Below are 23801 nucleotides of genomic sequence, written 5' to 3'. Positions count from 1 at the left end.
CCCCCTGGACGATCCCCGCCCGCGCCGCGCGGCAGTGAGCACCTCGGACGGGAGCGCGCCCGACTGCGCCGGATACGACTCGGGTACCCGCGGACTCGGGCGGTGAGCTGCGGCGCTCGCCTCCGGACGACACCCTCGTTCGCAGGCGGGGACGACGCCGGCGGTATCCCCTGTTCCGATGTGGCCAGAGGCCGACACGATCGATAGCGGTCGCGATGCGAACCGAGCAGGGAGTGGCCTGGCACGACGCCTCACCCCGGAGGCTCGCAGAGCCGAGATCCTCCAGCGCACTCGTGATCTGATCTCCACCCGGGGGCCCGGGCTCAGCCCTGGGCCCGCTGGGCTGCTGCACCACCTGCGGGGCTGAGGCCCCTGCTGGGGGAGCTGCTCGCACAGCGCGACGCGGAGGAACTCGCCGCCGTGAGCTCCTTCGTCGACAGTCTCGGCGCGGACGGAACACTCCTCGACTTCGCAGACGCGCTCGTCCGACACATCGAGAGGAACTCGACCGAGACACGGAACTTCGACGCCCTCGAGATCGAGGCCGTGGCTCTGCCCGGTCATCCGGCCCACGACTACTACCTGCACCAGGTCGAACGTCCGCTCCGTCCCGCCGTGGCGAGTACACGGAGCCGGACACGGTGATCACCGTGCTCAGAGCCGTCAGCGATGGACTTCGGCATCTGGCTGCGCTCCGAGGTCGTTCCCGACTACTGGCAGGACTGGGCGCGGATCCGCGGCGCCGTCTTCGCGGGATTCGAGCCATCCCGTCGCTGATCGGCGTCCGAGAGCGTACGGGCGCGGGAACCATCAATCCCGACGAGACCTACTGGCGCAACCGACGACGTCGACTATGTCACGACTCAGATGTCCCTGTCCCGACTCAACACATGGTGGACCTGAGGGGATTCGAACCCCTGACCTCTTCATTGCGAACGAAGCGCGCTACCAACTGCGCCACAGGCCCAAGAACCTCAGTTACATTATCACGCACGAGCCCCTCCCCTGCGACGCCGGTCAGCCGGCGACGCGGTCCTGCAGGAGCTTGCGCACGTGCGCCTCGATCTCGGCGTCATCGACGTAGCCCATCCGCGAGAACGCGGAGGCCGCAGCGGGCTGATCGGCCACACGAGCGACCTCGATCGGCGTCGGCGCCTGCGCCGCAGCACGCTCGCGCTTGGCCTCGTCGAGTGCGGCGCGGCGAAGGGCTTCGCGCGCGTCCGCGGCGTCTCGTACCGCCGCCGCCGTCGAACCCGCCGACGACGACAGCGGCCGGGGAAGCGTGCGGGGCTGCCAGGTCGATCGGCTCTCGGCGGGAAGCGCGACGTCCTGCACCTCCACGGCGCGGGTCACGGATGCCGCCTCCGCCGTGCGGCGCACCGCGCGGGTGGCCACCTTGGACATGCGGTGCAACGTCATCACGCTGAGCAGCGTTCCGACGCCCCCGACCCACAACAACGCGGACGAGGCGAAGGCGAGCAGCGTCCATACTCCGACGCCGGCAGCGGCAGCGGAGAGGAGCCCCGCCGTCGTCGCCGCGAATCGCGTCCGACGACGAGCACGCGCCCGACGCACACCCGGTTCCGCGCGGGCAGACCGGGCCTCCGAGCGCGCGGTCTCCAGCTCGGCACGCGCCTGTGCGAGCTCGGTCCGCTCCTTCTCCGCAAGCGCCTGCCGAGCGAGCTTCTGCTGCGCGGCCGCCGTACGGGCCGACAGCTCCAGGCGCACCTCCTCGGGCGTCTCGCTCGTCTCGGCGAGCACGCGGAGGGCCTGACTCAGCCGCACGGCATTCCGCTCGGCCGCGTTGTACTGATGCCGGCTGTGCCAGCTGGGCAGCAGATAGAGCATCCAGAGGGCGACCGCGACGAGGACGATCACCCCGCCGCCCAGTACCTGTCCACCCATGCGGTCAACGGTAGGTGACGCGAGCGTGCTTGTGCGGCACCCCCGCGCGTGTCGCGCCGGTCACCCCTCCGCGGCGGCGCGGTCGGCGGGCGGGATGTCGGCCGCGCCACGCGGCACCTGTCCCGACGCCCACCTGTCGAGTACTCCCTCCGGCACCTCCTCGCGCACGAGCGCGAAGGCGAAGTGGTCCCGCCAGTCGCCGTCGATGTGGATGTAGCGACGCCGCAGACCCTCGTATCGGAAGCCCAGCTTCTCGACGACCCGGAGACTGGCCCGGTTCTCCGGACGGATGCAGATCTCCATCCGGTGCAGACGCAGTTCGGTGAAGCACACATCGGTCGCCATCGCGACCGAGATCGGCGTGATGTCCCGCCCCGCGAACTCCCGCGCGACCCAGTATCCGATTGTCGCCGACGACAATGATCCGCGGGCGATCCCCCACACGTTGAGCTGCCCCGCCACCTGCCCGTCGTACTCCATCACGAACGGCACGCCCGCGCCGTCGCGGTGCTGCTGCAGCAGACGGCGGATGCCGACCTTCATGTCCAGCGGGACCGCGCCGTCGGGGCTGGTGGCCTCCCACGGGCGCAGCCACGCACGATTCGAGATCAGATGGTCCTGCAGCACCCGGGCATCGCGGTTGCGCACGAGCCGGATCGACACCGGTCCGTGACTGCGGGACGCCGACAGGTCCACAGCACGTCGCCAGGAGATCAGAGGCCGGCCGCGAAGTCCTTCAGCCACGGGCGAAGGTCGGGCCCGAGGTCTTCCCGGTCGGAGGCGAGCTGCACGATCGCCTTGATGTAGTCGAGCCGGTCACCGGTGTCGTATCGACGCCCGCTGAAGACCACACCGTACACACCGGCGTTCGTGTCCGTCGCCAGCTCCTGCAGCGCATCGGTCAGCTGGATCTCGCCGCCCTTGCCCGGCTCGGTGTGCTCGAGCACGTCGAACACGTCGGGGCTCAGCACATAGCGCCCGATGATGGCGAGGTTTGAGGGAGCGTCCTCCTTGCGCGGCTTCTCGACGAGACCGGTCACCCTGACGACCCCGTCGGTCTCGGTCGGCTCGATCGCCGCGGCGCCGTACAGGTGGATGCTGTCGGGATCGACCTCCATGAGCGCGATCACCGTCGCGCCGCGCTTGTCGTACTCCGCGAGCATCGTCGTCAGCAGCGGGTCGCGCTCGTCGATCAGGTCGTCGCCGAGCAGCACCGCGAAGGGGTGGTCCCCGACGTGGGCGCGGGCGCGCAGCACCGCGTGACCGAGACCCTTGGGCTCGCCCTGGCGCACCAGGTGGATGTCGGCCAGATCGTTCGAGTGCTCGACCTTCGCGAGCTTGTCGGAGTCGCCCTTCTGTCGCAGCTTCTCCTCGAGCTCGGGCATCGAGTCGAAGTGGTTCGCGATGTTGTTCTTGTTGCGCCCGATGATGATGAGCACGTCCTCGATGCCGGCGTGCACCGCCTCTTCGACGACGTACTGGATCGCCGGCTTGTCGACGACGGGCAGCATCTCCTTGGGCATGGCCTTGGTCGCCGGCAGAAAACGGGTGCCGAGACCGGCGGCGGGGATCACGGCTTTGAAGGGCTTGTGCGACATGCGCCGATCATATCGGTCGGCGGAACCTAGACTCTTCACCATGTCCGACGTGATAGATCAGGCCAAGCGCGCGCTCCGCGCGGACCTGCGGGAGCGACGCCAGATCATCGCCGCGGCCGCGCGCGAGGACGCGAGCGTCGGCATCGCCGCCCAGCTCGACGCCCTGATCGCCCGGTACGACGCGTCGTCGGTGTCGTGCTTCCTGTCGACGACGACCGAGCCCGACACCCGCCGATTCGTCCGCGAGGCGGTGTCACGCGGCATCCGCGTGCTCCTTCCGATCACCCGCGTCGACGGGCTCCTCGACTGGACGGTCGCCACGGCCGACGGCGAGATCGCGGAGGGGCTCTTCGGCCTTCCCGAGCCCGTCGGCGAGCTGCTCGGGCCGATCGCGGTGAACGACGTCGACCTCATGATCATCCCCGCCGCCGCCGTCGACCGCTCCGGCATGCGCCTGGGCTGGGGACGCGGTTACTTCGACAAGACGATCGGTTCGATGGAGGGCTGCCCGCCGGTCTACGCGATCGTCTTCGACACCGAGTTGCTCGACGACGTCCCCCGGGACAAGCATGACCAGCCGGTCACCGGCGTCGTGACCCCCACCCGCATCCTCGACCTGCCCCTCGCAGGCTGACCCGCACCAGGAGCCTCATGCCCACCTACGCCTATGCCTGCAAGACCTGCGGCCATCGATTCGACGCCGTGCAGTCGTTCGCCGACCCCACGCTGACCGAGTGCCCCGAGTGCGGCGGCGTCCTGCGCAAGGAGTACGGCTCGATCGGCGTGACGTTCAACGGCTCCGGCTTCTACCGCACGGACTCCCGCGCGGGCGGCGCAGCCGCCGGCGGCGACAAGAGCGGAGAGAAGAAGAGCGAGTCGGCCACGGCCTCCACCGGCTCGTCGTCTGGAGACTCCGCCCCGACTCCGACATCATCGAAGCCGGAGGCGAAGAGCCCGGCCACATCCTGACCGGGCATGCACGAGAGGAAGGAGCGGCACATGCTCAAAGGTTTCAAAGACTTCATCATGCGCGGCAACGTCATCGATCTCGCGGTCGCGGTCGTCATCGGCGCCGCGTTCACCGCGGTCGTCAATGCGGTCGTCGCGAGCGTCATCACCCCGCTCATCGAGATCTTCTGGAAGGCGGATGACACCGGCACCGTCGGCTTCCCCATCCCCGACCTCTACGGGGGCACCGTCACCTTCCCGGTGGGCGACCTGATCAACGCGGTCATCAGCTTCCTCGCGGTCGCGGTCGTCGTCTACTTCGTGTTCGTCCTGCCGATGAACACCTGGAAGGAGCGCCAGGCAGCCAAGGCCGGTGTCACCGAGCAGGAGGAGGAGAAGCTGCCGACCGAGCAGGAGCTCCTCATCCAGATCCGCGATCTGCTCGAGAAGCAGGACAAGACGCGGATCTGAGCGCCGTCCGCCGACCGGGCACGCCGCGCGGTCAGTAGTGCGGCGGCACCTCGCGCCGCATCCGCTCGTCGTTCGGGCCTCCATCGGACGACGCGGATGCGGCGTCGTCGTGCACGGCGTCGGCGGGCTCGTCGGTCGCGCCGGGGGCAGCGGTCAGCCTCGCCCGGCGCGAGCCGGCCACCCGCTCGACCCGCTGGCGCGGCTCACTCGATGACATCGAGCGGCTGCGTCGACGCCTGGGACGAGCCCGCGTCGGCCGAGGCACCGAGGAGCCCGGCGACACGCGCTGCGACGGACGCCGGGTCGCTGTAGAGGTCGAACGCGTGCACGCGCACGTAGTGCCAGCCGAGCCGGCGCAGGATCTGAGGACGCAGGCGCAGGGACTCACGCAGCGACTCGGCACGGGTCTCGGGATCGCACTCGACGACGACCGCCTTGCCCCCGTGCCGCGCGACCAGCGGCAGCAGGCCCCGGTACTGGAGGTCGACGGTGACGCCGCGTGCGCGGAGCTCCCGTGCCAGCACGCGGGTCATCGGATCGGCGAGGTCCTCGAGCCGATGCTCCCGCTGGCGCGCGGCCACCCCGCCCAGGATGTTCATCAGCGTCGCGGCACCGTGCTCGAGGCGACCGTCCTCGAAGGCGGTCGGCCGGATCGAGGAGACCACGACCATCGAGCGACGCGCGCGGGTCATGCCGACCGTGAGCAGTCGTTCGCCGTCGGGCGTCGACAGATCGCCGAAGTCGCTCAGAACGCGCCCGTGCTTGGTGAGGCCGAAACCGAGGGAGAGGATGACGCGGTCGCGACTCTCCGCGACCGACTCCTCGAGGGTCAGCACGGCGAACGGCTCGGCCGTCTCGCGCGAGACGAAGTCGGCGACGTCGGAGCGCCCGGCGAACGCGGCGTCCACCGCGGCCCGGATGCGTTCCGCATGCCGCCTGCTTGCGGTGACGACCATGAGCGACTCGGCGCCGCGGTTGACCGCGTGCTCGATCACCAGCGTCACGATGCGGGAGACCTCGGCATCCGGGCTCTCCACCGCCCCCGACAGCGGGTCGGGCGTGCCCGTTCCGCCCTCGACGTAGTCGATGCTCAGGCTCCCGCGGCCGAGGTACGACCCCGCCCACGGCAGGGAGACGATCTCGCCTCCGTAGAACGCGTCGTTCACGAGCTCGGCGAGGTCCTCGCCCCCGGCGCGGTAGCTGCGGGTGAGGGTGGCGACGTCGATCAGGCCGGCGAGCCGCTCGAACACGGAGGTCTCGTCGAACGGCTCGTCGAACTCGTCGACCTCGGCACGGGCTCCGGCGCCCACCGCGAACGGGGTCGGCTTCTGGGTGACCGGGTCGCCGAAGAGCACGACCTGGCGCGCGCGACGAAGGGCGGGGGCCGCCTCGGCGAGGCAGAGGGCCGCCGCATCCGCGATGATGACCACGTCGAACGCCGGGGCGTCCGGGATGTCCGGAACTTCGTACGGGGACGCCAGCCAGACCGGCGCGAGGACCCGGAGAAGGCTCGGCGCGGTGCGGGCGAGCTGCTCGGGATCGCCGATCCCGTTCTTCAGCGCCAGCTTGAGCGCGGCGGCCTCGCCGGAGTAGTCGACGAGCCCGATCTTCCACTGCGTCGCCAGCTGCGCCGCGAGCAACGGGCCGGATGCGGCGGCGTGCGCCTCGTCGACCAGACGGAAGTCGCGTTCCAGACGGTCGAGCACCGCCGTGTTCGCGCCCAGCAGCGCCCGATCCGCGCGCAGCAGGTGCTCGAGCGCCGACTGCCACCACGCGAACTCGAGCTCGGCCGCGACCTGCTCCTCCGGGGCGTGCCGGACCGAGAGCTCGGTCAGCAGCGGGGCGAGCCCCATCCGGTCGAGCTCGCCACGGAGGGTCGCCCGCTCCACGAGGTTCTCGAAGTACGCCGACTCGGCCGCGAGCCCCGCGAGCGTCCGCACGAGATGTGCGACCGGAAGCGAGGCGAGGCGTGCGGACTCGCGTCGGCGCAGGGTCTCGTCGAGCTCGCCGAGCTGGGCGTGCACCCGCTGCCAGGCGACGTGCACGTCCGCGAGCCCCGTCGGAACCTCGGGCATGACACCGGCATCGACGATCCGCTGCCACTCGGCGCGCTGCTGCTGGATGCGCACCAGGGCCTCGTACATGTCGCCCACGTGCACCCCGGCTCGCACGTACTCGCGGGAGAGCCGCTTCAGACGCCGGCGGTTCGCGCTGCTCATGTTCGGGGCGTCGCGCTTGGGCGCGTGCGCCTGGATGAGCTCGATCAGCGGCCGCTCGAAGACCGTCGGCGAGAACTTGTCGAGCGTCTCGCGGATCCCCTGCAGCAGTCGCAGGTACTCCCCCAGCTCGTCGACGGTGCGGAACGGCCGCATCCGCGTCTGCGCGATCAGCTCGTACCCGCGCTCGAGCAGGTGCGGCACGTCCTGGCCGCTGAGCCTGCCCGCCGCCGCGTGGGCGGCGCGGGCGTCCGCCGTCGTCTCGAATGTGACCCCGTACCAGGGCGAGTCGTCGGGGCCGAAGCGGAACTCGCCCAGCTTCGCGGCGGCGACCAGCTTGGCCGCGGCGTGCTGCCGCCCGTCGCGGAGGTCCTGGAGCGTCGCCACGTCGAACCGGGCGGTCGTCGACGGTGACGGCGAGAGGGTCGCGAGCTCGGTGAGGCGTCGCACCACGTCGAGCGCCGACGCTCCGAGACTCGGGTGCTGCACGGTCAGCGCCGAGCGGTAGTCGCGCAGCACCGTGCGTAGCCGCACGAGCGCGTCGTCGATCTCGGAGACCTTGGGCTGCTCGGCCTTCTCGTTGCGGCCGATCGCGCGGATGAGATCTCGGTGCAGCTGGCGCGGCGTGACCGCGAGACCGTCGAGGCCGATTCCGGCCATGCGGTGCCGCACGCCGTCGAGCGTGGAGCGGCGGGCGCTCACGACGAGCACCCGCTTTCCGCTCTGCACGAGCGCGCCCACCGCGTTGATCACGGTCTGGGTGCCGCCCGTGCCGGGCAGGGTGTGCACGGCGAGGGAGTGTCCCGCCGCGATCCGGGCGAGCACCGCTTCCTGCTCCTCGTCGGCGTCGAGCAGCAGCGTGTCGGCGGCGGGGGTGCGATCGTCGGGGCTCGTGACGGTCGGCAGGGCCGGGCGCAACGCGAGTCGTTCACGATCGGCCGGGTGTCCGGCGAGCGCGTTCAGCACCGGATGGTCGAGATCCGCGGTGTCGCGCGCCATCCCGGACCCGACGTCCGCGAAGTTCGAGACGACCAGCCGCGGCGTCACGGTGAAGGTCGGGATATGGGTCGTCAGGGCTCGGAGGTGGTCGATCACCGGCTGGGGACGGAAGACGTTGCCGTCGTGGGCGAGCGAGGCGAGCGCCACCGAGTCCAGGTGGATGCCGAAGTGCGTGCCGAGGGCGCGGACGAGCTCGGGGTTCACCGTGAACGCGCCGCGCAGCTTCAGCTCGAAATCGGTGTGGTGGCGACGGATCGCGAGGGGCCGGAGCAGAACGGGCGCCGTGCAGACGATGCCTCCGATGCGCCAGGATGCCATGCCGACGGCGAGCGCGACGCTCTTGAGCCCACGGGCGGTGCGCAGCTCGACGTTCTTCGCGGTGATCCGCTCGGCCGCGAGACGGGCGGTGCGCAGCGCCACCTCGTCCCGGTAGAGATTCGACAGGAGGGTCGAGCGACCGGTGAGGAACTGCGGGAGGCTCCCCGGATGGGCCTTGTTGATGTCGACGCCGTGCTCGACGGTGTCCTCGTAGAAGAGGAGCGTCGAGCGGCCGCCGAGGAGGGCGGCCTGCGCGCGGATCCGCGTCCGTTCGGGTTCGGCGACGTGCGTCACGGCGACTCCGGGCTCGGCGACGCCGAGATCGCCGGGGCGCACGGGGTTCGTCGCCTCGACGTCGTCCTCACCGGCTGTCGCCGTTCCTTCTCCACGCCACACACGTGTCACCTTAGGCGCGCGTGGCCCCGGGATCGCTCATTCCGCGCGGGTTTCGCGCGAATCGACGACACGCCGGGCTGATCGGCCGTTCCTGCCCTTCCCCCGAACGCTCCTCCCCACCCCGGGAAGCGGCCCGTTCATCCCCCGTCCGCCGCTCGCCGGACCCGCGACGGAGGCCCCGGACGATGATGGTTCCATGACGACCGCGACCTTCCGCATCCATCCGACCCCCATCGGCGACGCCCTGCTCCTGCGCTCGGTGGAAGGACTGCTCGGGCTCGAGATCCTCGACGCCCCGTTGGGAGCGGCTCTCGAGCCGTGGGTGCGCGCGCTGCACGCGGTGCCGGAGCACGACGAGGCGTCGAACGCAGACGTCGCGGACCAGCTGGACGAGTACTTCGACGGGAAGCGCCGGCGGTTCGACGTGCCTCTCGACCTGTCGTTGGTGACCGGCTTCACGCGAGCGGCGTTGGAGGCGATCACGCGGATCCCCTACGGCGAGACGGCCAGCTACGGCGAGGTCGCGATCGCCGCGGGCACCGCGCGTGCGCACCGCGCCGTCGGCACCGCCTGCCGGCTGACCCCTCTCTCGCTCGTCGTCCCGGTCCATCGCGTGGTGCGCGCGGACGGGTCGATCGGCGAGTACGGCGGACGTCCCGACATCAAGCGGTTCCTGCTCGATCTCGAACGCTCGAACCGTCCGGCCGGCGTGTAGGCCGCCCGCCGGACGGTTCGTCTCCGTGGGATCAGTGCGAGGTCGCCTTCTCCGCGCCGAAGCCCGTGAGCGAGCGCACCTCCATCTCCGCGGCCTTGCGGCGGTCCTCCGCACGGCGCGAGGTGACCGACCCGAGCCAGCCCAGGAAGAACCCGAGCGGGATGGAGACGATGCCCGGGTTGTTGAGCGGCCAGATCGCCACGCCGACGTTCTTGAAGACGCTCGTCTCCGTGCCCCAGAACACCGGCGAGAGCACGATGAGGATGATCGCCGCACCGAGTCCCCCGTACATGCTCCACACCGCGCCGCGCGTCGTGAACCGTCGCCAGAACAGCGAGTAGAGGATCGTCGGCAGGTTCGCCGACGCCGCGACGGCGAAGGCCAGGGCGACGAGGAACGCGACGTTCTGCCCCTGCACCCCGATCCCGCCGACGATCGCGAGGATCCCGATGACGACGACCGTGCGACGGGCGACCTTGACCTCGCCGTCCGGCGGGACCTTGCCCTTCTTCACCACGCTCGCGTAGATGTCGTGCGCGAACGATGCCGCCGCGGTGATCGTGAGACCTGCCACGACCGCGAGGATGGTCGCGAACGCCACCGCGGAGATGAAGCCGAGCAGCAGCGGTCCGCCGAGGTACAGCGCCAGGAGCGGGGCGGCCGAGTTGACACCGCCGGGTGCCGCCGCGATGACCTCGGGGCCGACCATCGCGCCCGCTCCGTAGCCGAGCACGAGGGTGAGCAGGTAGAAGAGGCCGATGAGCCAGATCGCCCAGACCACCGAGCGACGCGCCTCCTTGGCCGTCGGCACCGTGTAGAAGCGCATCAGCACGTGCGGGAGCCCGGCGGTGCCGAGCACCAGGGCGATCGCCAGCGAGATGAAGTCCCACGGGTTCTGGCCGTACTGCAGCCCCGGTCCGAGGATCGCGTCCTGCGGATCGCTGGCGGATGCGGCGACCGCGCTCTCGAGCAGCGTGTTGAGGTTGAAGCCGTTGATCGCGAGCACCCACACCGTCATCACGAGAGCACCGCCGATGAGCAGGAAAGCCTTGACGATCTGCACCCAGGTCGTCCCCTTCATCCCTCCGATGAGCACGTAGACGATCATGAGCAGACCCACGACCGCCACGACGATCGACTGGCCGATCTGGTCGCCGATGCCCAGCAGCAGCGACACGAGTCCGCCGGCGCCCGCCATCTGCGCGAGCAGATAGAAGAAGCACACCGCGAGCGTCGTGATCGCCGCCGCCATCCGCACGGGCCGTTCCTTGAGCCGGAACGACAGCACGTCGGCCATGGTGAAGCGCCCCGTGTTGCGCATCAGCTCCGCCACGAGCAGCAGGGCGACGAGCCACGCGACGAGGAAGCCGATCGAATACAGGAACCCGTCGTATCCGTTGATCGCGATCGCGCCGCAGATGCCGAGGAACGACGCTGCCGACAGATAGTCGCCCGCGATGGCGAAGCCGTTCTGCGGCCCCGTGAACGAACGGCCGGCGGCGTAGTAGTCCGCGGCCGTCTTGTTGTTGCGCGAGGCGCGGATGACGATGAACAGGGTGACCGCGACGAAGGCGCCGAAGATCGAGATGTTGAGGATGGGGTTGTTCTCGACCGTCTGCACCGCGGCGTGGATGGCGCCGAAGACCTCGTTCATGCGTTCCCTCCCTCGCGGCGCTCGAGCTCCTCGCGGATCGCCCGCGACTGCGGGTCGAGCCGGCGGTTGGCATACGAGACGTAGCCCATCGTGATGGCGAACGTCGTCACGAACTGCCCGAGGCCGAGCAGGAGCCCGACCGTGATGTCGCCCCAGACCCGCTGCGACATGAACTCCACCGCGAACGATGAGAGCAGCACGTACGCGAAGTACCAGACCAGGAACGCGATCGCGAGAGGAAAGACGAAGCTGCGTTGGCTCCGTTTGAGCTTCTGGAACGGTGCGGACTCCTCCACCGCGATGTAGTCGATCCCGCTGTTCGGAGCGGAACGATCGTGCACGTCAGTCATGTGGCCTCCCTGCCTCATGCCGGTGGCGCATCTTTGCGCCGGCGCCATCGTCACCCGGTCGGTGCCGATGGTAGGGTCGACGCTACGAAAGTCGGCGACGATGCCGACACCCCCGGAAGTAGGTAGCGCGCCGTGGTGCACCCCGGACTGACGAACGAGCAGCAGCTCGTGTCGCGCGCCGTGCAGGAGCTCACCCGGCGCACTCGCTTCCCCGTCGCGTTCGGCGGACTCGTGGAGGACCACTCGGTGCGGGTCACCTCGATCGTCGGCGCACGCAGCCGTAGCATCGAGGGTCTGGTCGTACGGGAGCAGCGGGGGCTCGGCGGCCGCGCGCTGCTGGAGCGGCGCCCGCGGCTCGCCCTCGACTACCGCACGGCGCGCGGGATCACCCACGACTACGACCGTGCGATCCTCGGCGAGGGCATCGCGACCCTCTTCGCCGTTCCGGTGGTGGCCGCGGGCCGGACACTGGCCATGGTCTACTGCGGGTCGTGGTCGGAGTCGGCAGTGGACGATGCGGTCGCACGGCCCGCACTGCGGATCGCGGAGCAGCTGTCCGCGGAGCTCCGGATCCGCGAGGAGGTGGCGCGTCGCGTCGCACTCGCGGAACCCGTGACGCAGGACCCGGGGCTGGACGCCGCCGCTCGGGAGGAGGTGCGGGAGAGCTTCGCGGAGCTGCGCAGCATCGCCGCGTCCGTCGCGGACGCGGAGCTACGCGCGCGCCTGGCACACGTCGAGGAGCGGCTGGCCGCGGTCGCACGCGGCGCGGCGGCGCCCGAGGACGTCGACGTGCAGCTGTCCCCTCGCGAGGTCGACGTGCTCGCCTGCGCGGCGCTGGGCTCGACCAACGCGGAGATCGCCGTGGATCTCGCGCTGAAGGAGACGACCGTCAAGTCGTATCTCGCCGCGGCGATGGCCAAGCTCGACGCCTCGACCAGGCACGCGGCGGTCGCGAAGGCACGCCGGGCGGGTCTTCTCCCCTGACGCGACGGCCGCCCCACGCCTCGCACAGCGAGAGACGTCGCCTCGCTCACCACACGCGAATCCGGCTCCGTCCCGGCGCGAGGTCGGCGAGCGGCCCCGCCGGATACGCGGTTCCGGGCTCCTTTCGCACACCCGCCAGGTCGATGTCGATCCTCACCGGCGAGCCGTCGGGCTCCTCGAAATCGGCATCGACGAAGCGCACGCGTTCGAGATCGCGTCCTTCCACGCGCTCGCCGACGGCGCGCGCGAGCGCCGCGGGGATCGTCAGCTCGAGGTGGAGCGTCCCGCCCTCCTCGATCGTGCTCACCTCTACCGGCTCGTCCACGATGACCGATCCGCTCTCGGCGCCGAACGGCACAGCGCCGTTGGCGTAGACGTTGTCGCGGATGTAGACGGCCTGCGGCACGCCGAAGTAGCGCTGGTGGTCCCCGGCCGGCTGCGCGGCGAGCTCGGCGAGGTACGCGCCGAACGAGGACGGATGGCCGTCGTATCCGGCCGTGCCGTACCCGGGCGCGGCGACGGCCTCGGCGTCCGGCCCGTAGGCGCGGGCGACATCGCCGCCGAGGAAGACGTTGCCGATGAACCGGTCGTCGCCGCCGTGGATGAGCGCGTACCCGGCCACCTGGGTGCTGTGCGGCAGGTGGTAGGGCGTGGCCCGGTCGAGCACGGACTCGATGCGCACGGTGCCGCAGATCAGGTTGTTGACGAAGGCGCCGCCCTGGCTGAACAGCTCGAGCGAGGCTCTCGAGGCGAACACGTTGTGATCGGCAAGGTAAGGGCCGTGGCTGACTTCCACGAACAGGTCGCGGCTGTTCTCGAAGAGGACGTTGCGGCTGAGCCGGGTGCCCTGCGTCTGCCAGTCGAGCCAGATGCCGAGCGTGCAGTCCTGGATCCGATTGCGCCGGATCTCCACGTCGATGGCGGCGTGGAGCTTGATGCCTGCGATCTCGTAGCCGTAGAACTCGCGCTTGACCGCGATGTCATGGATGTGGTTGTCCTCGATGGTAGAGAACACGCAGCCGAGATGTCCGACGATGCCGTTCTGCCCGCAGTCGAAGATCGTGTTCCGTCGCACGATGTGGGAGCCGATGTGCTCACGGTCCCACCCGATCCGGCGGGCGGCGAAGACCGACTCGAGCTGGTACTGGTAGCCGGGCTTGTCATCGCGGAGCGTCGAGAGATTATGCCCGGTGGACGCCTCCTTGCCCAGCGAGATGCCCGAGCATTTCGCGTCGTGGATGATGTTGTCCTCGATGATCCACCCCTTGGCCCAGTTGGGTCCGATGAGGCCAGGCTGGTCGGCCGTCGGCGGGGCCCAGGGGCTCGCCGCCTGGGCGAGCTCGAAACCGCGCACGGTGATGTAGTCGAGGTGGTGCTGGGCGGGGAAGAACACCGACCGGCGCACATTGACCTCGACGAGCTCGGCGTTCGGGTCGGCGCCCTGAAAGTTCGCCCACACCGTCGTCTGCTCCTCGTCGACCTCGGCGTACCACCTGTAGCGGGTCTGGTCGGGGTCGCGCACCCGGTCGACCGAGCCCGTCCAGTCGTCGACGGCCTCGGTGCGCCGCACCGGATCGGACACCTCCGCCACGCTCGAGGCCTCATAGAAGCTGCGCCCGTTCAGATACACGTCGCCGAGGTGCTTGACGGGCGCGCCGGAACGGTAGACGACCCAGTCGCCGGCGACCTCCTCCGCGAAGGGATTGAACCCGCCGAAGACCGCGCGAGGGATCACCGCCCGCCACACGGTGCCCGCCACCGGCTCCCACCCGGTCACCCTCTCCGAGCCCTTGATGACCACCTGCTCCCCCGGCGCCGCCTCGTAGACGATGCGTCGCGCATCGCTGATGCCGCCGCGCCTCGGCACGACCCATTCGCGGTAGACGCCGGCGTGCACGCGCACGGTGTCGCCGGGCAGAGCCATCTGGGCGGCGTGGTCGATCGTGCGGAACGGGCGGCTCTCCGAGCCGTCGGCGGTGTCGGAGCCGGTCGTGGCGACATGGATGACGGCGGTCATGCGATGAGAGGTCCTTCTGCGTGGAGGGGAGGGGATGCGGCCTCGGCCGCGGAGCACGGCGTCGTCATGCCCAGGGCAGGACGATCGCCTTGAGCGCACGTGGGTCCTCGTGCGCGGCGCGCAGCGCCCGCTCGGCTTCGGCGAGCGGGTAGCGCCCGGTCAGGAGCGGCTCGAGCGCGACGGCGCCGCTCGCGATCAGCTCGAGCGCCGTCGGATAGGTGTTCGCGTAGCGGAAGGTGCCGGTCACCCACAGCTCACGGCTCTGCAGCAGTCCGAGGTCGATCGCGACCGCCTCGGCCCCCATTCCGACCACGACGATGCGGCCGGCGCGCGCCATCCGCGGCACGGCCGCTGTGAGGGCAGCCGCCGAGCCCGAGCACTCGATGAGCACGTCGACCTCGTCGGAACGCCCGGACCGGGCATCCGTCGCGTCGAGGCCGAGGGCGGCGGCGACGGCGAGCCGGTGCTCGTTGACGTCGCTGATCTCGACGCTCGCAGCGCCGAAGGCACGGGCGACTTGAGCGCAGATGAGGCCGATGGGCCCCGCACCTGTGACCAGCACCCGCGACCCGGGTGCGACCGCTCCCTTTCGGGCCGACCAGACCCCGACTGACACGGGCTCCGCCATCGCGGCGGCGGCGGCGTCCAGCCCTGCGGGCGCGTGGTACGCGAAGTCCGCGTCGGTGACGACGTAGCGGGCGAACGCGCCGTCGACGGGCGGTGTGGCGAAGAACCGCACGTCGGGACAGAGGTTGTACCGCCCTGACCTGCACTCGACGCAGTGCCGGCACGGGAGGCCGGGCTCGAGCGCGACGAGCTCGCCGAGCCGGGCCGCGTCCACGCCCTCCCCGACCTCGGTCACGACGCCGGCGGCCTCGTGGCCCAGCACCATGGGCGCCTCCACGACCATCGTGCCGATCCGCCCGTGTTCGTAGTAGTGCACGTCCGATCCGCACACGCCCACCGCGTGCACCGCGACCTGCACCTGACCCGGCCCCGGATGCGGCACCGGTCTGTCCTCGATGCGTATGTCGCCGACGGCATGCAGCACCGCGCTCGGGTTCTCCATCTCGTGCCTCTTCTCTCCGTGAGGGATGTGTGCGGTCATTTTCCGAACCCCGCGGTGAGGCCCGCGACCAGCTGACGGCGGCCGACGGCGTACGCGGCGACCAGCGGGATCACCGACAGGACGACGGCGGCAAGCACCGCGGGGATGTTGGTCGTGAACTCGCCCTGATAGGTCCACAGCGACAACGGCAGCACCCTGTTCTCGGCGCTCTGGGTGAGCACCAGCGGGAACAGGAACCCGTTCCACACCGTGAGGGCGTTGTAGATGCCGACGGTCACCAGGGCGGGGCGGGTCAGCGGCAGCACGAGCCGCCAGAGGATCGCCCAGTCGCCCGCGCCGTCCATCCGCATCGATTCGAACAGCGACTGCGGCACGTCTCGCATGAAGTTGACCAGGATCAGTACCGTGATGGGGATCGCGAACGCGGCCGAGGGCAGGACGAGCGCGAGCAGGGTGTCGTACAGTCCCAGCTGCACGATGAGGTAGTAGACGGGGATGATCGTCGCCTGCAGGGGGATGGCGATGCCGATGAGGTACAGGTCGAAGCTGCGCCGGGCGAACCGCGACGGGGAGCGCACGATGACGTACGAGGCCATGATCGCCACGGCCAGCACGATCGCGACCGTCCCCGCGGTCACGATCAGACTGTTGCCGAAGTATCGGAGGAAGTCGTTCGCGAGCACCAGTCCGTATGCCTCGAGCGTGGGGTCGGCCGGGATCGAGAGCGGGTTGTCCCGGTAGAAGTCGGCCTGACGGCGGATGCTGGTGACCAGGATGAAGTAGATCGGCAGCAGCACGACCACCAGCCATCCCCATCCGAGCAGGCCGCCGACGATGTTCGGGCGAGTGCCCACGACGCGGCTCATAACCCCTCCTGCTGCGAGTCCATGCGATGAGATCTGGCGATGCCGTTGAGGATCAAGGAGATCGACAGGCCGACCAGCACGAGGATGACGGCGCTGACGCTGGCGCCGCCCATGTCGAAGCTGCGGAACCCCATCAGGTACATGTGCAGGGGCAGGATGCGCGTCGAGGTCCCCGGGCCGCCCTGGGTGAGGACGTATACGAGATCGAAGTACGTCAGCGACCCGACGAGGATCAGCGTGGAGCTCGTGACGATCGTGTTGCGCAGCTGAGGAACGGTGATCTGCCAGAAGGCCTGCCACGCGTTCGCGCCGTCGAGTCTGGCGGCCTCGTACAGAGTGGCCGGGATCTGCCGCACTCCTGCCTGATAGAGCAACGAGTGGAACGGGATGAACGACCAGCCGATCACGAACACCACCACCCCGAGCGCCAGCTGAGGGTTGCCGAGCCAGTCCTGCGAGAGCCACCGGAGACCGGTTGCCGCGCCCACCCCGAAGTTCGGATCGAGCAGTGAGCGGAACGCGATCGCGATCGCAGCGGACGAGAACAGCAGCGGCAGGAAATAGAGGATCGACAGCACGTTGCGATACCTCTGGTGCCCCGCCATGAACACCCCGAGCAGCAGGCTGATGGGCGTCTGGACGAGCCACGCGGTCACCACCACGATCAGCGACAGCCACAGCGCGTTGTGGGTCGTCGGGTCGGCGAGCACGCGCGACCAGTTGTCGATGCCGGTCCAGGCGGGGGTCCCGAGGCCGTCCCAGCTCGTGAAGCTGAGCACGATCACCCCGAACAGCGGCAGCAGCGCGAACACCGCGAACAGAGCGAGAGAGGGCACCGCCATCCACAGGGTGGGGCCGGTGCGGCGGCGGCGAGCCGCACCGGCCTTCGTGATCTGCGTCATTCGACCGCGAGGGTCGCGTTCATCGCGGTGACGAACTGCTCGGGAGAGCTCTGCAGCAGGAAGATCTGCTCCAGGTTGGTCAGCAGCTCCTGGGCGGCCGCCGGAGGGAGCGCCTGATCCCAGGACAGCTGGAAATGCGGGGCGTCGCGCACCATGCCGTAGGCGAGCGTCAGGAAGTCGGCATCGTCCTGGGCGGCGAGCTGATCCTCGATCCCCGCGATGGGCGGGACCCCTCCGCCTTCGATGAGGAACGTCGTGTAGTCCTCGTCGAACACGAGCTCGTTCAGGTAGCGCGTGACCGTCTCCTTCTGCTCCTCGGTGGCGTTCGCCGAGACCGCCCAGTAGTTCGACGGGTTTCCCACGATGTTCGCAGGATCGCCCGCCCCGCCCTCGACGGCCGGGAAGACCGTGGTGCCGAGGTTGCCGTCCCCGACCCAATCCGCGGCATCCGCCGTGAACGTGGAGTACACCCAGCTGCCCTGCAGGAGCATCGCCGCGCGTCCGGTGTAGACCAGCGCGAGATCGGCGTTCGCGTCGGCCGAGACCGAGCCGTAGCCGTCGACGAAGCCGCCCGCCTCGACCAGGTCCTGGATGTAGGCGAGCGCCTGGAGGATCGCCGGATCGGACCAGGCGTCCGCCTCGCCGTCGAGCACCGCCTGGAACACCTCGGGTCCGCCGATGCGGTCGGTGAGGTACTGGATCCACATCAGGTACGGCCAGCGCGACTGCCCCGCCACCGAGAACGGCGCGATGCCCGCGTCGTTGAACTCCTGGACGACCTCCAGAAGCTCGGACCAGCTCGTCGGGGGCTCGACGCCGACCTCGTCGAACAGCTCCTGGTTGTAGTACAGCATCACGGGCTGGCTCTGCGCATTGGGCACCGCATAGACCTTGCCGTCGATGATCCCCGCCTGCGCCACCGACGGCAGCACGCGGTCGATGAGATCGCTCGTGCCCTCCGTGATGTCGACGACGTTGCCACCGTCCACGTAGTCCTGCAGGGCGCCACCGGCCCAGTTGAAGATCAGCGTGGGATCGGTTCCTGCTCCGATCGAGGTGCGGATCCGCTCCTTGAACGCGTCGTTGGCGAAGAACTCGTCGTCGATCGGGGAGTCCGGGTTCTGCTCGTTCCACGCGTCGAAGCTGTACGTCCACAGCTGCTCGTGGACGCCTCCGGTGATCGGCCACGCCGTCGCGTCGCCCTCCGCCGATCCGCCCGGCTGAGCGCCGCTGCACCCGGCCACGAGTGCGAGACCGGCTGCGGTCGCCACGATCGCCGCCCCGCGACGTGCACGCGATGTCGTCCTCATCTTCATCGTCTCCTCATCCCCATTGATGTCACTCAGATCGAAAGATTTTCGTAGAACTGAGCTTTTAAAGACAAGGTGCCTCGCCGAAAGTCACACGTCAAGAGCCGCAGACCCTCAGGAGGACAAAACGAACGAGTCGTTACCGGAGCTTTACACTCGAAACACTTTCGCTTCGGTTGCTAGCATCGTCCCGTGACACAGCATGAGCGAGCGCGCCGGAGGACGACCCTCAAAGAGGTCGCGGAGAGGGCCGGCGTCTCGGTCGCGACGGTCTCGAAGGTCATCCATCGGCACGCCGATGTCGGCGCCGCGACCCGGCAGCGGGTCGAAGGCGCGCTGCGCGACCTCGACTACACCCCCGTCGGCCGCCCCGAGCCGCCGCGTGTCGTGACCGTCGTCGTGGCCTTCGACAGCTTCGGCACGGTCTATGCGACCGAGGTGCTCAGCGGCCTCATGGAGCAGATCGTCGCATTGGGCGTTCGCGCCGTCGCAGACCTCTCGCCTGCGCCCGGACGCCCGCCGACCGCCGAGGACTGGGTGCTGCGGCACGCGGCCGCAGGCGTGCGCGGCGCCGTGCTGGTCACCGCGGCGATCCCCGGCGAACTGATCGACGCAGCCGAGAGGCACGGGGTCGCACTGGTCGCCATCGATCCGAAGACCGAGGTCGGCACGACGGTGACGACGATCGGCGCCACCAACTGGGCGGGGGCGACGAGTGCGACGAACCACCTCGTCGAACTCGGTCACCGACGGATCGCGTTTGCGGGTATGGATCTCACGACCGACTTCGCGGCCGAACGGTTCGCCGGCTATCGCAGCAGCCTCGAACGCGCGGGGCTCGCCCTGGATCCGGAGTACATCGGATACGGCGGCACCGGGTTCGAGCACGGTCAGCAGATAGGCGCCCGGTTCGCTCGCCTGCCCGAGCCGCCGACCGCCGTCGTCTCGGTCAGCGACGGCGTCGCGCTCGGCGTGATCGAGAGCGCCCGCGGCTTCGGGCTGGACTGTCCCGACGACATCTCCGTCGTCGGGTTCGACGACGTGCAGCCTGCGCGCTGGTCGACGCCGTTGCTGACCACGGTGCGCCAGCCGCTCTCGGAGATGGGTGCCTTGGCCGCTCGAACCCTTCTGGAGCTCATGGACGGCACGCGGCCCAGCAGTCCGCACATCCACCTGGCGACGTCCCTCATCGTCCGGGACTCCACCCGCGCACTCGTCGACGCGACAGCGGACGAGGCGCGGCGATGACGGCGCTGTCAGGCGATGCGTCGACGACCCGAGTCCGCGAAGCGGGACACTCTGCGCGCGTCCGCATCCCGTCGTCGGCGGAGCCGGCTGATATGATGATTTCATCATGCCATTCAGTGACGGCCAGCGCCCGCTCTACGAGGTCAAGGCGGGCCTGTTCAAGGGCCTGGCCCACCCGTTGCGGATCCGGATCCTCGAGCTGCTGGCCGACGGCGCAGAGCACAGCGTCGCGGAACTGCAATCGGAGACCGGGCTGGAGGCCTCCCATCTGTCGCAGCATCTGACCGTGCTGCGTCGCCATCGTCTCGTGCGATCCGGTCGACGTGCCAGTCACGTGTACTACCGGATCGCCCAGCCCGAGGTCGCCGAGCTCCTGAGCGTTGCGAGGGCTCTCCTGGCCGGTATCGTCTCGGCCGACGGCGCACGGTCGGACGAGCTGCGCTCCCTCCCCCAGCTGCCGCGGCCATGAGACGAGCGGGACGCTTCCTGGCGGGACTGCTGCCGACCAGGACGGACTATGCGGGGTTGCGAGGGTCCTGGCGCCGCGACCTCCTCGCCGGCGTCACCGTCGGCATCGTCGCTCTTCCGCTCGCGCTCGGGTTCGGGATCTCGTCGGGGGCCGGCGCGACCGCGGGGCTGATCACCGCGATCGTCGCGGGAGTGATCGCGGCCGTGTTCGGCGGGTCGAACGTCCAGGTCTCGGGCCCCACCGGTGCGATGGTGGTCGTCCTCGCCCCCATCATCGCCACCCACGGCGTCGCAGCGCTCGGTCTCGTCAGCGTCATGGCCGGGATCATCGTGATGATCGCCGGCATCCTGCGGCTGGGCCGGACGGTCGCGTTCATCCCCTGGCCGGTGATCGAAGGATTCACACTCGGCATCGCGGTCATCATCTTCCTCCAGCAGGTGCCTGCGCTGACCGGCGCAGGCACTCCCTCCGCCGCCCACACCAACGTCGTGGTCACGGCGGTCTCGTCGCTGCTCGGCGCCGACCCGCTCTACCTGCTGTGGGCACTCGGGGCGGTAGTGGTCGTTGCCGCATGCATGCTGCTGCTGCCGCGGCTGCATCCGGCCATCCCGGGATCCCTCGTCGCGATCATCGTCGTGACCGTGATCTGCGTGGTCGTCCCCAACCCGCTCGCGCAGATCGGCGACCTCCCGACCGGGCTCCCCGCCCCGCAGCTCCCGATCGCCGACCTGTCCACGATCGGCGGGCTCGCCCTTCCCGCCCTGACGATCGCGGCCCTCGCGGCGATCGAATCGCTCCTGTCCGCGCGAGTGGCCGCGTCGATGGCGGACACGGGACGGTACGACCCCGACCGCGAGCTCGTCGGGCAGGGCCTCGCCTCTCTCGGGGCCGGACTGTTCGGCGGGATGCCCGCTACCGGCGCGATCGCCCGCACCGCGGTCAACGTCCGATCCGGCGCGCGCACGCGCGTCGCGGCGATCACCCATGCCCTGGTGCTGGCGCTCGTCGTGCTCGTCGCGGCCCAGCCCGCCGGCCGCATCCCGCTCGCCGCCCTGGCGGGCGTCCTCATGCTCACCGCGATCCGCATGGTCCACCTCGCCACGGCGAGGTCCATCCTGCGCTCGACCCGCGCCGACGCGGCCGCCTTCATCATCACCGCGATCATCACCGTCGCCGTCGACCTGATCGTCGCCATCCTGATCGGCGTCGTCATCGCCGGGATCTTCGCCCTCCGCTCCCTCTCGAAGACCTCCAAGGTGCGGAGGGAACCCCTCCCGGAGCCGCGGCAGCCCGGCGACGACAGGATCGCGATCCTCCGCATCGACGGCCCCCTCCTATTCGCCTCCGCGGACCGCATCCTCGACACCATCACCGGTCTTCAAGGGGTCACCGTCGTCATCCTGCGCATGTCGCAGCTGGAGCTCGTCGACGCGACCGGAGCGCACACGCTCACCGAGATCACCCAGCGCCTCGAGGCGCGCGGCGTCACCGTCCTCATCAAGGGCATCCAGGACGGACATCTCGAGCTCTTCCAGACCGTCGGGGTGCTCTCGGCGCTGCGGCACCAGAAGCACCTCTTCACCACCCTCGACGCCGCCATCGAGCACGCCCGCACCCACGCCACGACGGGGACGGCGCCCGACCGACCGTGAGCGGCCCCTCCAATGCGCTCGCCAACGTCTCGAGAGGGCACGCGCCGGCCAGAAAGACGATCCAGGCGTCTTTCCTCTCCCGATCCCATGCGGCGAACGGCCCGGATAATGAGGGGGTGGAGCCGTGGGAGATGCGTGAGTGGTACGCCGACTATCTCGACGCATGCAACCGACACGATCTCCAGGCGATCCGCTCATTCGTGGATCCTTCGGTTCGACGCGCGCACCTGCCCGGCGGCGCCGATGCCTGGGTGGCCGACATGGCCGACCTCTTCCACGCGTTTCCCGACTGGCGTTGGCGCCGCATCCAGCTCCTCGTCGAGGAGGATCGTCTCGCCGCGCACCTCCGCGCGAGCGGCACGCACCTCGGAACCTTCCACGGCATCCCACCGACGCGACGACATGCCAACGTGGCGGAGTTCGCGATGTACCGCGTGACGAATGGACGCATCGCAGAGTTCTCCGGCACGACCGACCGCTTCGAGCTGCTGCCCCAACTCGAAGGACGAATCCTCTGAGTGAGGATCCTGGCGCTCGCTGAGTACCGCAACGGCGGCCGCATCCCGCTGATCCGATGTCCACCGGGCACCGCTCATCGCTATCGTCGACGCATGTCGAGAACCGCGAACCTGACACTGATGTGCGGTCTTTCGTTCTCCGGAAAGAGCACTCTTGCGCGACTGCTCGCCCACGAGCTTCGTGCCATGGTGCTCAGCCTCGATGACATCAACGAGGAGCGAGGGCTCTACGGGGGCCAGGGCATCCCCGGCGAGGAGTGGGGCAAGACGCTCCGTATCGCCGAGGAACGCGCGGGTGCGCAGCTCCGGGCCGGCACCGACGTCATCGTCGACGACACCGGGTCACCGCGGTTCGTGCGAGACCATTGGCGCGACGTCGCGAGCCGGGAGAAGGCCAGGTTCTCCCTCGTATGGGTCCAGATGGACACCGCGCTCCAGCAGAAGCGGTTGCGTCAGAACCGGTGCGTACCCGTCCGCAACGACGTGACCGACGAGGTGATGGCCGACCATGTGTCGGGCTTCGAACCGCCGACGGAAGAGGGGGCGATCGCAATCGATGCACGAGACGTTCGCGATCCGCGTCACGTCCGCCGCATCGCCGACGAACTGCGGCGAGGGGACGGGAGACCGGCCTCATAGCCGCGGAGCCGTCTGTCCTTCGCAGACAGGGACGGGAGACGACGTCAGCGGGCGGACTTCCTCCGCGCGTTCTGGATGAGACCGACGGCGAGCGTTCCGATGAACAGGATGATGCCGATGATGGCCAACCAGAGAAGGCCTTCGAAGACGAAGCCGACGACGGACAGTATCGCCCACACGACGAGGAGTATGACGATCGCGATCCACATGCTCTCAGCATCCCTCCTGCGGCCTGGCACGGCAAGGGGGTGTCGGTCGACGCGCGGGTACGATACGACCCGCTCCGTCTTCGAAGGAGACGGCGGCCAGCGTCGTCCTACGGGCGGGGGCCTCGCTCTGGTCCCACCGCTTCGCGGACGGCATCCGGTCCATCGGATGCGGTGCCCTCCGCGTGCGACCTCGCCGGCGCAACTCGCCGGGCGAGGCGCGGGCTAAGCCCCGATCCACCGATGAGCCTCGGCTGAGCGCGGCTGGTGTGATGGACGGGCGGTGATGTGTCGAGGGCAGGGGTGAGTTCCGGGCGTCGCATCCCGGTCGTCCACGTGGTCCTCGGTCGT

The 23801-nt window shown here is 69.7% G+C and carries 24 protein-coding genes and 1 tRNA gene; 11 read left to right on the top strand and 14 right to left on the bottom strand.

Annotated features, from left to right (window positions below; all coding sequences use genetic code 11):
• Positions 1-420: 420 nt before the first annotated feature.
• Positions 421-645 (top strand): hypothetical protein, encoded by a 225-nt coding sequence (locus tag GVL03_RS16245; protein WP_159502051.1) that lies wholly within the window; start codon positions 421-423, stop codon positions 643-645.
• Between the two features lie 246 nt (positions 646-891).
• On the opposite strand, the gene GVL03_RS16240 is transcribed toward GVL03_RS16245, so the two are convergent.
• From GVL03_RS16240 to galU, 4 genes are all read right to left on the bottom strand, one after another.
• Positions 892-967: transfer RNA gene (locus tag GVL03_RS16240), tRNA-Ala, on the bottom strand.
• Positions 968-1017: 50 nt separating this feature from the next.
• On the bottom strand, positions 1018-1905 hold the full coding sequence (locus GVL03_RS16235; protein ID WP_159502050.1) for a large exoprotein: 888 nt from the start codon (positions 1903-1905) through the stop codon (positions 1018-1020).
• 60 nt (positions 1906-1965) lie between these two features.
• Positions 1966-2601, bottom strand: a complete 636-nt coding sequence (locus GVL03_RS16230) for a GNAT family N-acetyltransferase (RefSeq protein WP_159502049.1) — start codon at positions 2599-2601, stop codon at positions 1966-1968.
• A 17-nt stretch (positions 2602-2618) separates the two neighbouring features.
• On the bottom strand, positions 2619-3503 hold the full coding sequence (gene galU, locus GVL03_RS16225) for a UTP--glucose-1-phosphate uridylyltransferase GalU (protein ID WP_159502048.1): 885 nt from the start codon (positions 3501-3503) through the stop codon (positions 2619-2621).
• Between the two features lie 40 nt (positions 3504-3543).
• Here galU and GVL03_RS16220 point away from each other — a divergent pair, with 40 nt between their 5' ends.
• The 3 genes from GVL03_RS16220 to mscL are packed head-to-tail and all read left to right on the top strand — an operon-like array spanning position 3544 to position 4922.
• Positions 3544-4137 (top strand): 5-formyltetrahydrofolate cyclo-ligase, encoded by a 594-nt coding sequence (locus GVL03_RS16220; protein WP_159502047.1) that lies wholly within the window; start codon positions 3544-3546, stop codon positions 4135-4137.
• Positions 4138-4154: 17 nt separating this feature from the next.
• Positions 4155-4472 carry an FmdB family zinc ribbon protein gene (locus tag GVL03_RS16215; protein ID WP_159502046.1) on the top strand — a complete coding sequence of 106 codons (318 nt, stop codon included), beginning with the start codon at positions 4155-4157 and terminating at the stop codon, positions 4470-4472.
• Between the two features lie 30 nt (positions 4473-4502).
• A complete protein-coding gene (gene mscL / locus GVL03_RS16210) occupies positions 4503-4922 on the top strand; it encodes a large conductance mechanosensitive channel protein MscL (protein WP_159502045.1) in 420 nt (139 codons plus the stop codon).
• 31 nt (positions 4923-4953) lie between these two features.
• Here the strand turns inward: mscL and GVL03_RS16205 are convergent, their stop codons facing one another.
• Complete coding sequence (locus GVL03_RS16205) at positions 4954-5139, bottom strand: hypothetical protein (RefSeq protein WP_159502044.1); 186 nt, start codon at positions 5137-5139, stop codon at positions 4954-4956.
• On the bottom strand, positions 5126-8851 hold the full coding sequence (locus GVL03_RS16200; protein ID WP_159502043.1) for an AAA family ATPase: 3726 nt from the start codon (positions 8849-8851) through the stop codon (positions 5126-5128). The genes GVL03_RS16205 and GVL03_RS16200 overlap by 14 nt, the downstream gene beginning before the upstream one ends.
• 196 nt (positions 8852-9047) lie before the next feature.
• Between GVL03_RS16200 and GVL03_RS16195 the strand changes: the two genes are divergently transcribed.
• The gene (locus GVL03_RS16195) at positions 9048-9566 is read left to right on the top strand and encodes a methylated-DNA--[protein]-cysteine S-methyltransferase (RefSeq protein ID WP_159502042.1); all 519 of its coding nucleotides are present in this window, start codon (positions 9048-9050) and stop codon (positions 9564-9566) included.
• Between the two features lie 31 nt (positions 9567-9597).
• Here GVL03_RS16195 and GVL03_RS16190 read toward each other — a convergent pair whose 3' ends face one another.
• Positions 9598-11220 (bottom strand): cation acetate symporter, encoded by a 1623-nt coding sequence (locus tag GVL03_RS16190; RefSeq protein ID WP_159502041.1) that lies wholly within the window; start codon positions 11218-11220, stop codon positions 9598-9600.
• Positions 11217-11570, bottom strand: a complete 354-nt coding sequence (locus GVL03_RS16185) for a DUF485 domain-containing protein (RefSeq protein ID WP_159502040.1) — start codon at positions 11568-11570, stop codon at positions 11217-11219. Before GVL03_RS16185 ends, GVL03_RS16190 begins: the two co-directional genes overlap by 4 nt.
• A gap of 132 nt (positions 11571-11702) precedes the next feature.
• On the opposite strand from GVL03_RS16185, the gene GVL03_RS16180 reads away from it, so the two are divergent.
• Positions 11703-12554, top strand: a complete 852-nt coding sequence (locus GVL03_RS16180; protein WP_373683849.1) for a LuxR C-terminal-related transcriptional regulator — start codon at positions 11703-11705, stop codon at positions 12552-12554.
• 46 nt (positions 12555-12600) lie between these two features.
• Here GVL03_RS16180 and GVL03_RS16175 read toward each other — a convergent pair whose 3' ends face one another.
• The 5 genes from GVL03_RS16175 to GVL03_RS16155 all read right to left on the bottom strand — a co-directional run bounded on the left by GVL03_RS16175 (position 12601) and on the right by GVL03_RS16155 (position 18718).
• Positions 12601-14571 (bottom strand): right-handed parallel beta-helix repeat-containing protein, encoded by a 1971-nt coding sequence (locus GVL03_RS16175; RefSeq protein ID WP_159502039.1) that lies wholly within the window; start codon positions 14569-14571, stop codon positions 12601-12603.
• A gap of 64 nt (positions 14572-14635) precedes the next feature.
• A complete protein-coding gene (locus GVL03_RS16170; RefSeq protein ID WP_159502038.1) occupies positions 14636-15640 on the bottom strand; it encodes an NAD(P)-dependent alcohol dehydrogenase in 1005 nt (334 codons plus the stop codon).
• Positions 15641-15675: 35 nt separating this feature from the next.
• Positions 15676-16506 (bottom strand): carbohydrate ABC transporter permease, encoded by an 831-nt coding sequence (locus GVL03_RS16165; protein WP_159502037.1) that lies wholly within the window; start codon positions 16504-16506, stop codon positions 15676-15678.
• Entirely contained in the window at positions 16503-17408 is a 906-nt protein-coding gene (locus tag GVL03_RS16160; RefSeq protein ID WP_200847206.1) for a carbohydrate ABC transporter permease, read from the bottom strand. The genes GVL03_RS16165 and GVL03_RS16160 overlap by 4 nt, the downstream gene beginning before the upstream one ends.
• Positions 17405-18718: an extracellular solute-binding protein gene (locus GVL03_RS16155; RefSeq protein WP_159502036.1), complete on the bottom strand. Its 1314-nt coding sequence runs from the start codon at positions 18716-18718 to the stop codon at positions 17405-17407. Before GVL03_RS16155 ends, GVL03_RS16160 begins: the two co-directional genes overlap by 4 nt.
• Before the next feature lie 192 nt (positions 18719-18910).
• Between GVL03_RS16155 and GVL03_RS16150 the strand changes: the two genes are divergently transcribed.
• From GVL03_RS16150 to GVL03_RS16130, 5 genes are all read left to right on the top strand, one after another.
• Entirely contained in the window at positions 18911-19966 is a 1056-nt protein-coding gene (locus GVL03_RS16150; protein WP_159502035.1) for a LacI family DNA-binding transcriptional regulator, read from the top strand.
• A 106-nt stretch (positions 19967-20072) separates the two neighbouring features.
• On the top strand, positions 20073-20435 hold the full coding sequence (locus GVL03_RS16145) for a helix-turn-helix transcriptional regulator (RefSeq protein ID WP_159502034.1): 363 nt from the start codon (positions 20073-20075) through the stop codon (positions 20433-20435).
• Positions 20432-22087 (top strand): SulP family inorganic anion transporter, encoded by a 1656-nt coding sequence (locus GVL03_RS16140; protein WP_159502033.1) that lies wholly within the window; start codon positions 20432-20434, stop codon positions 22085-22087. The genes GVL03_RS16145 and GVL03_RS16140 overlap by 4 nt, the downstream gene beginning before the upstream one ends.
• Positions 22084-22605, top strand: a complete 522-nt coding sequence (locus GVL03_RS16135) for an ester cyclase (protein WP_235038204.1) — start codon at positions 22084-22086, stop codon at positions 22603-22605. Before GVL03_RS16140 ends, GVL03_RS16135 begins: the two co-directional genes overlap by 4 nt.
• Before the next feature lie 93 nt (positions 22606-22698).
• Positions 22699-23244, top strand: a complete 546-nt coding sequence (locus GVL03_RS16130) for an ATP-binding protein (protein WP_159502032.1) — start codon at positions 22699-22701, stop codon at positions 23242-23244.
• A gap of 44 nt (positions 23245-23288) precedes the next feature.
• Here the strand turns inward: GVL03_RS16130 and GVL03_RS22065 are convergent, their stop codons facing one another.
• Complete coding sequence (locus GVL03_RS22065) at positions 23289-23453, bottom strand: hypothetical protein (protein WP_200847205.1); 165 nt, start codon at positions 23451-23453, stop codon at positions 23289-23291.
• Between the last annotated feature and the right edge of the window lie 348 nt (positions 23454-23801).

The organism is Microbacterium sp. 18062 (genome assembly GCF_902706225.1).
In the GTDB taxonomy this organism is placed as follows: Bacteria; Actinomycetota; Actinomycetes; order Actinomycetales; family Microbacteriaceae; genus Microbacterium.
Note: the sequence above shows the minus strand (reverse complement) of the source record. Positions and strands in the feature narration are given on the sequence as shown.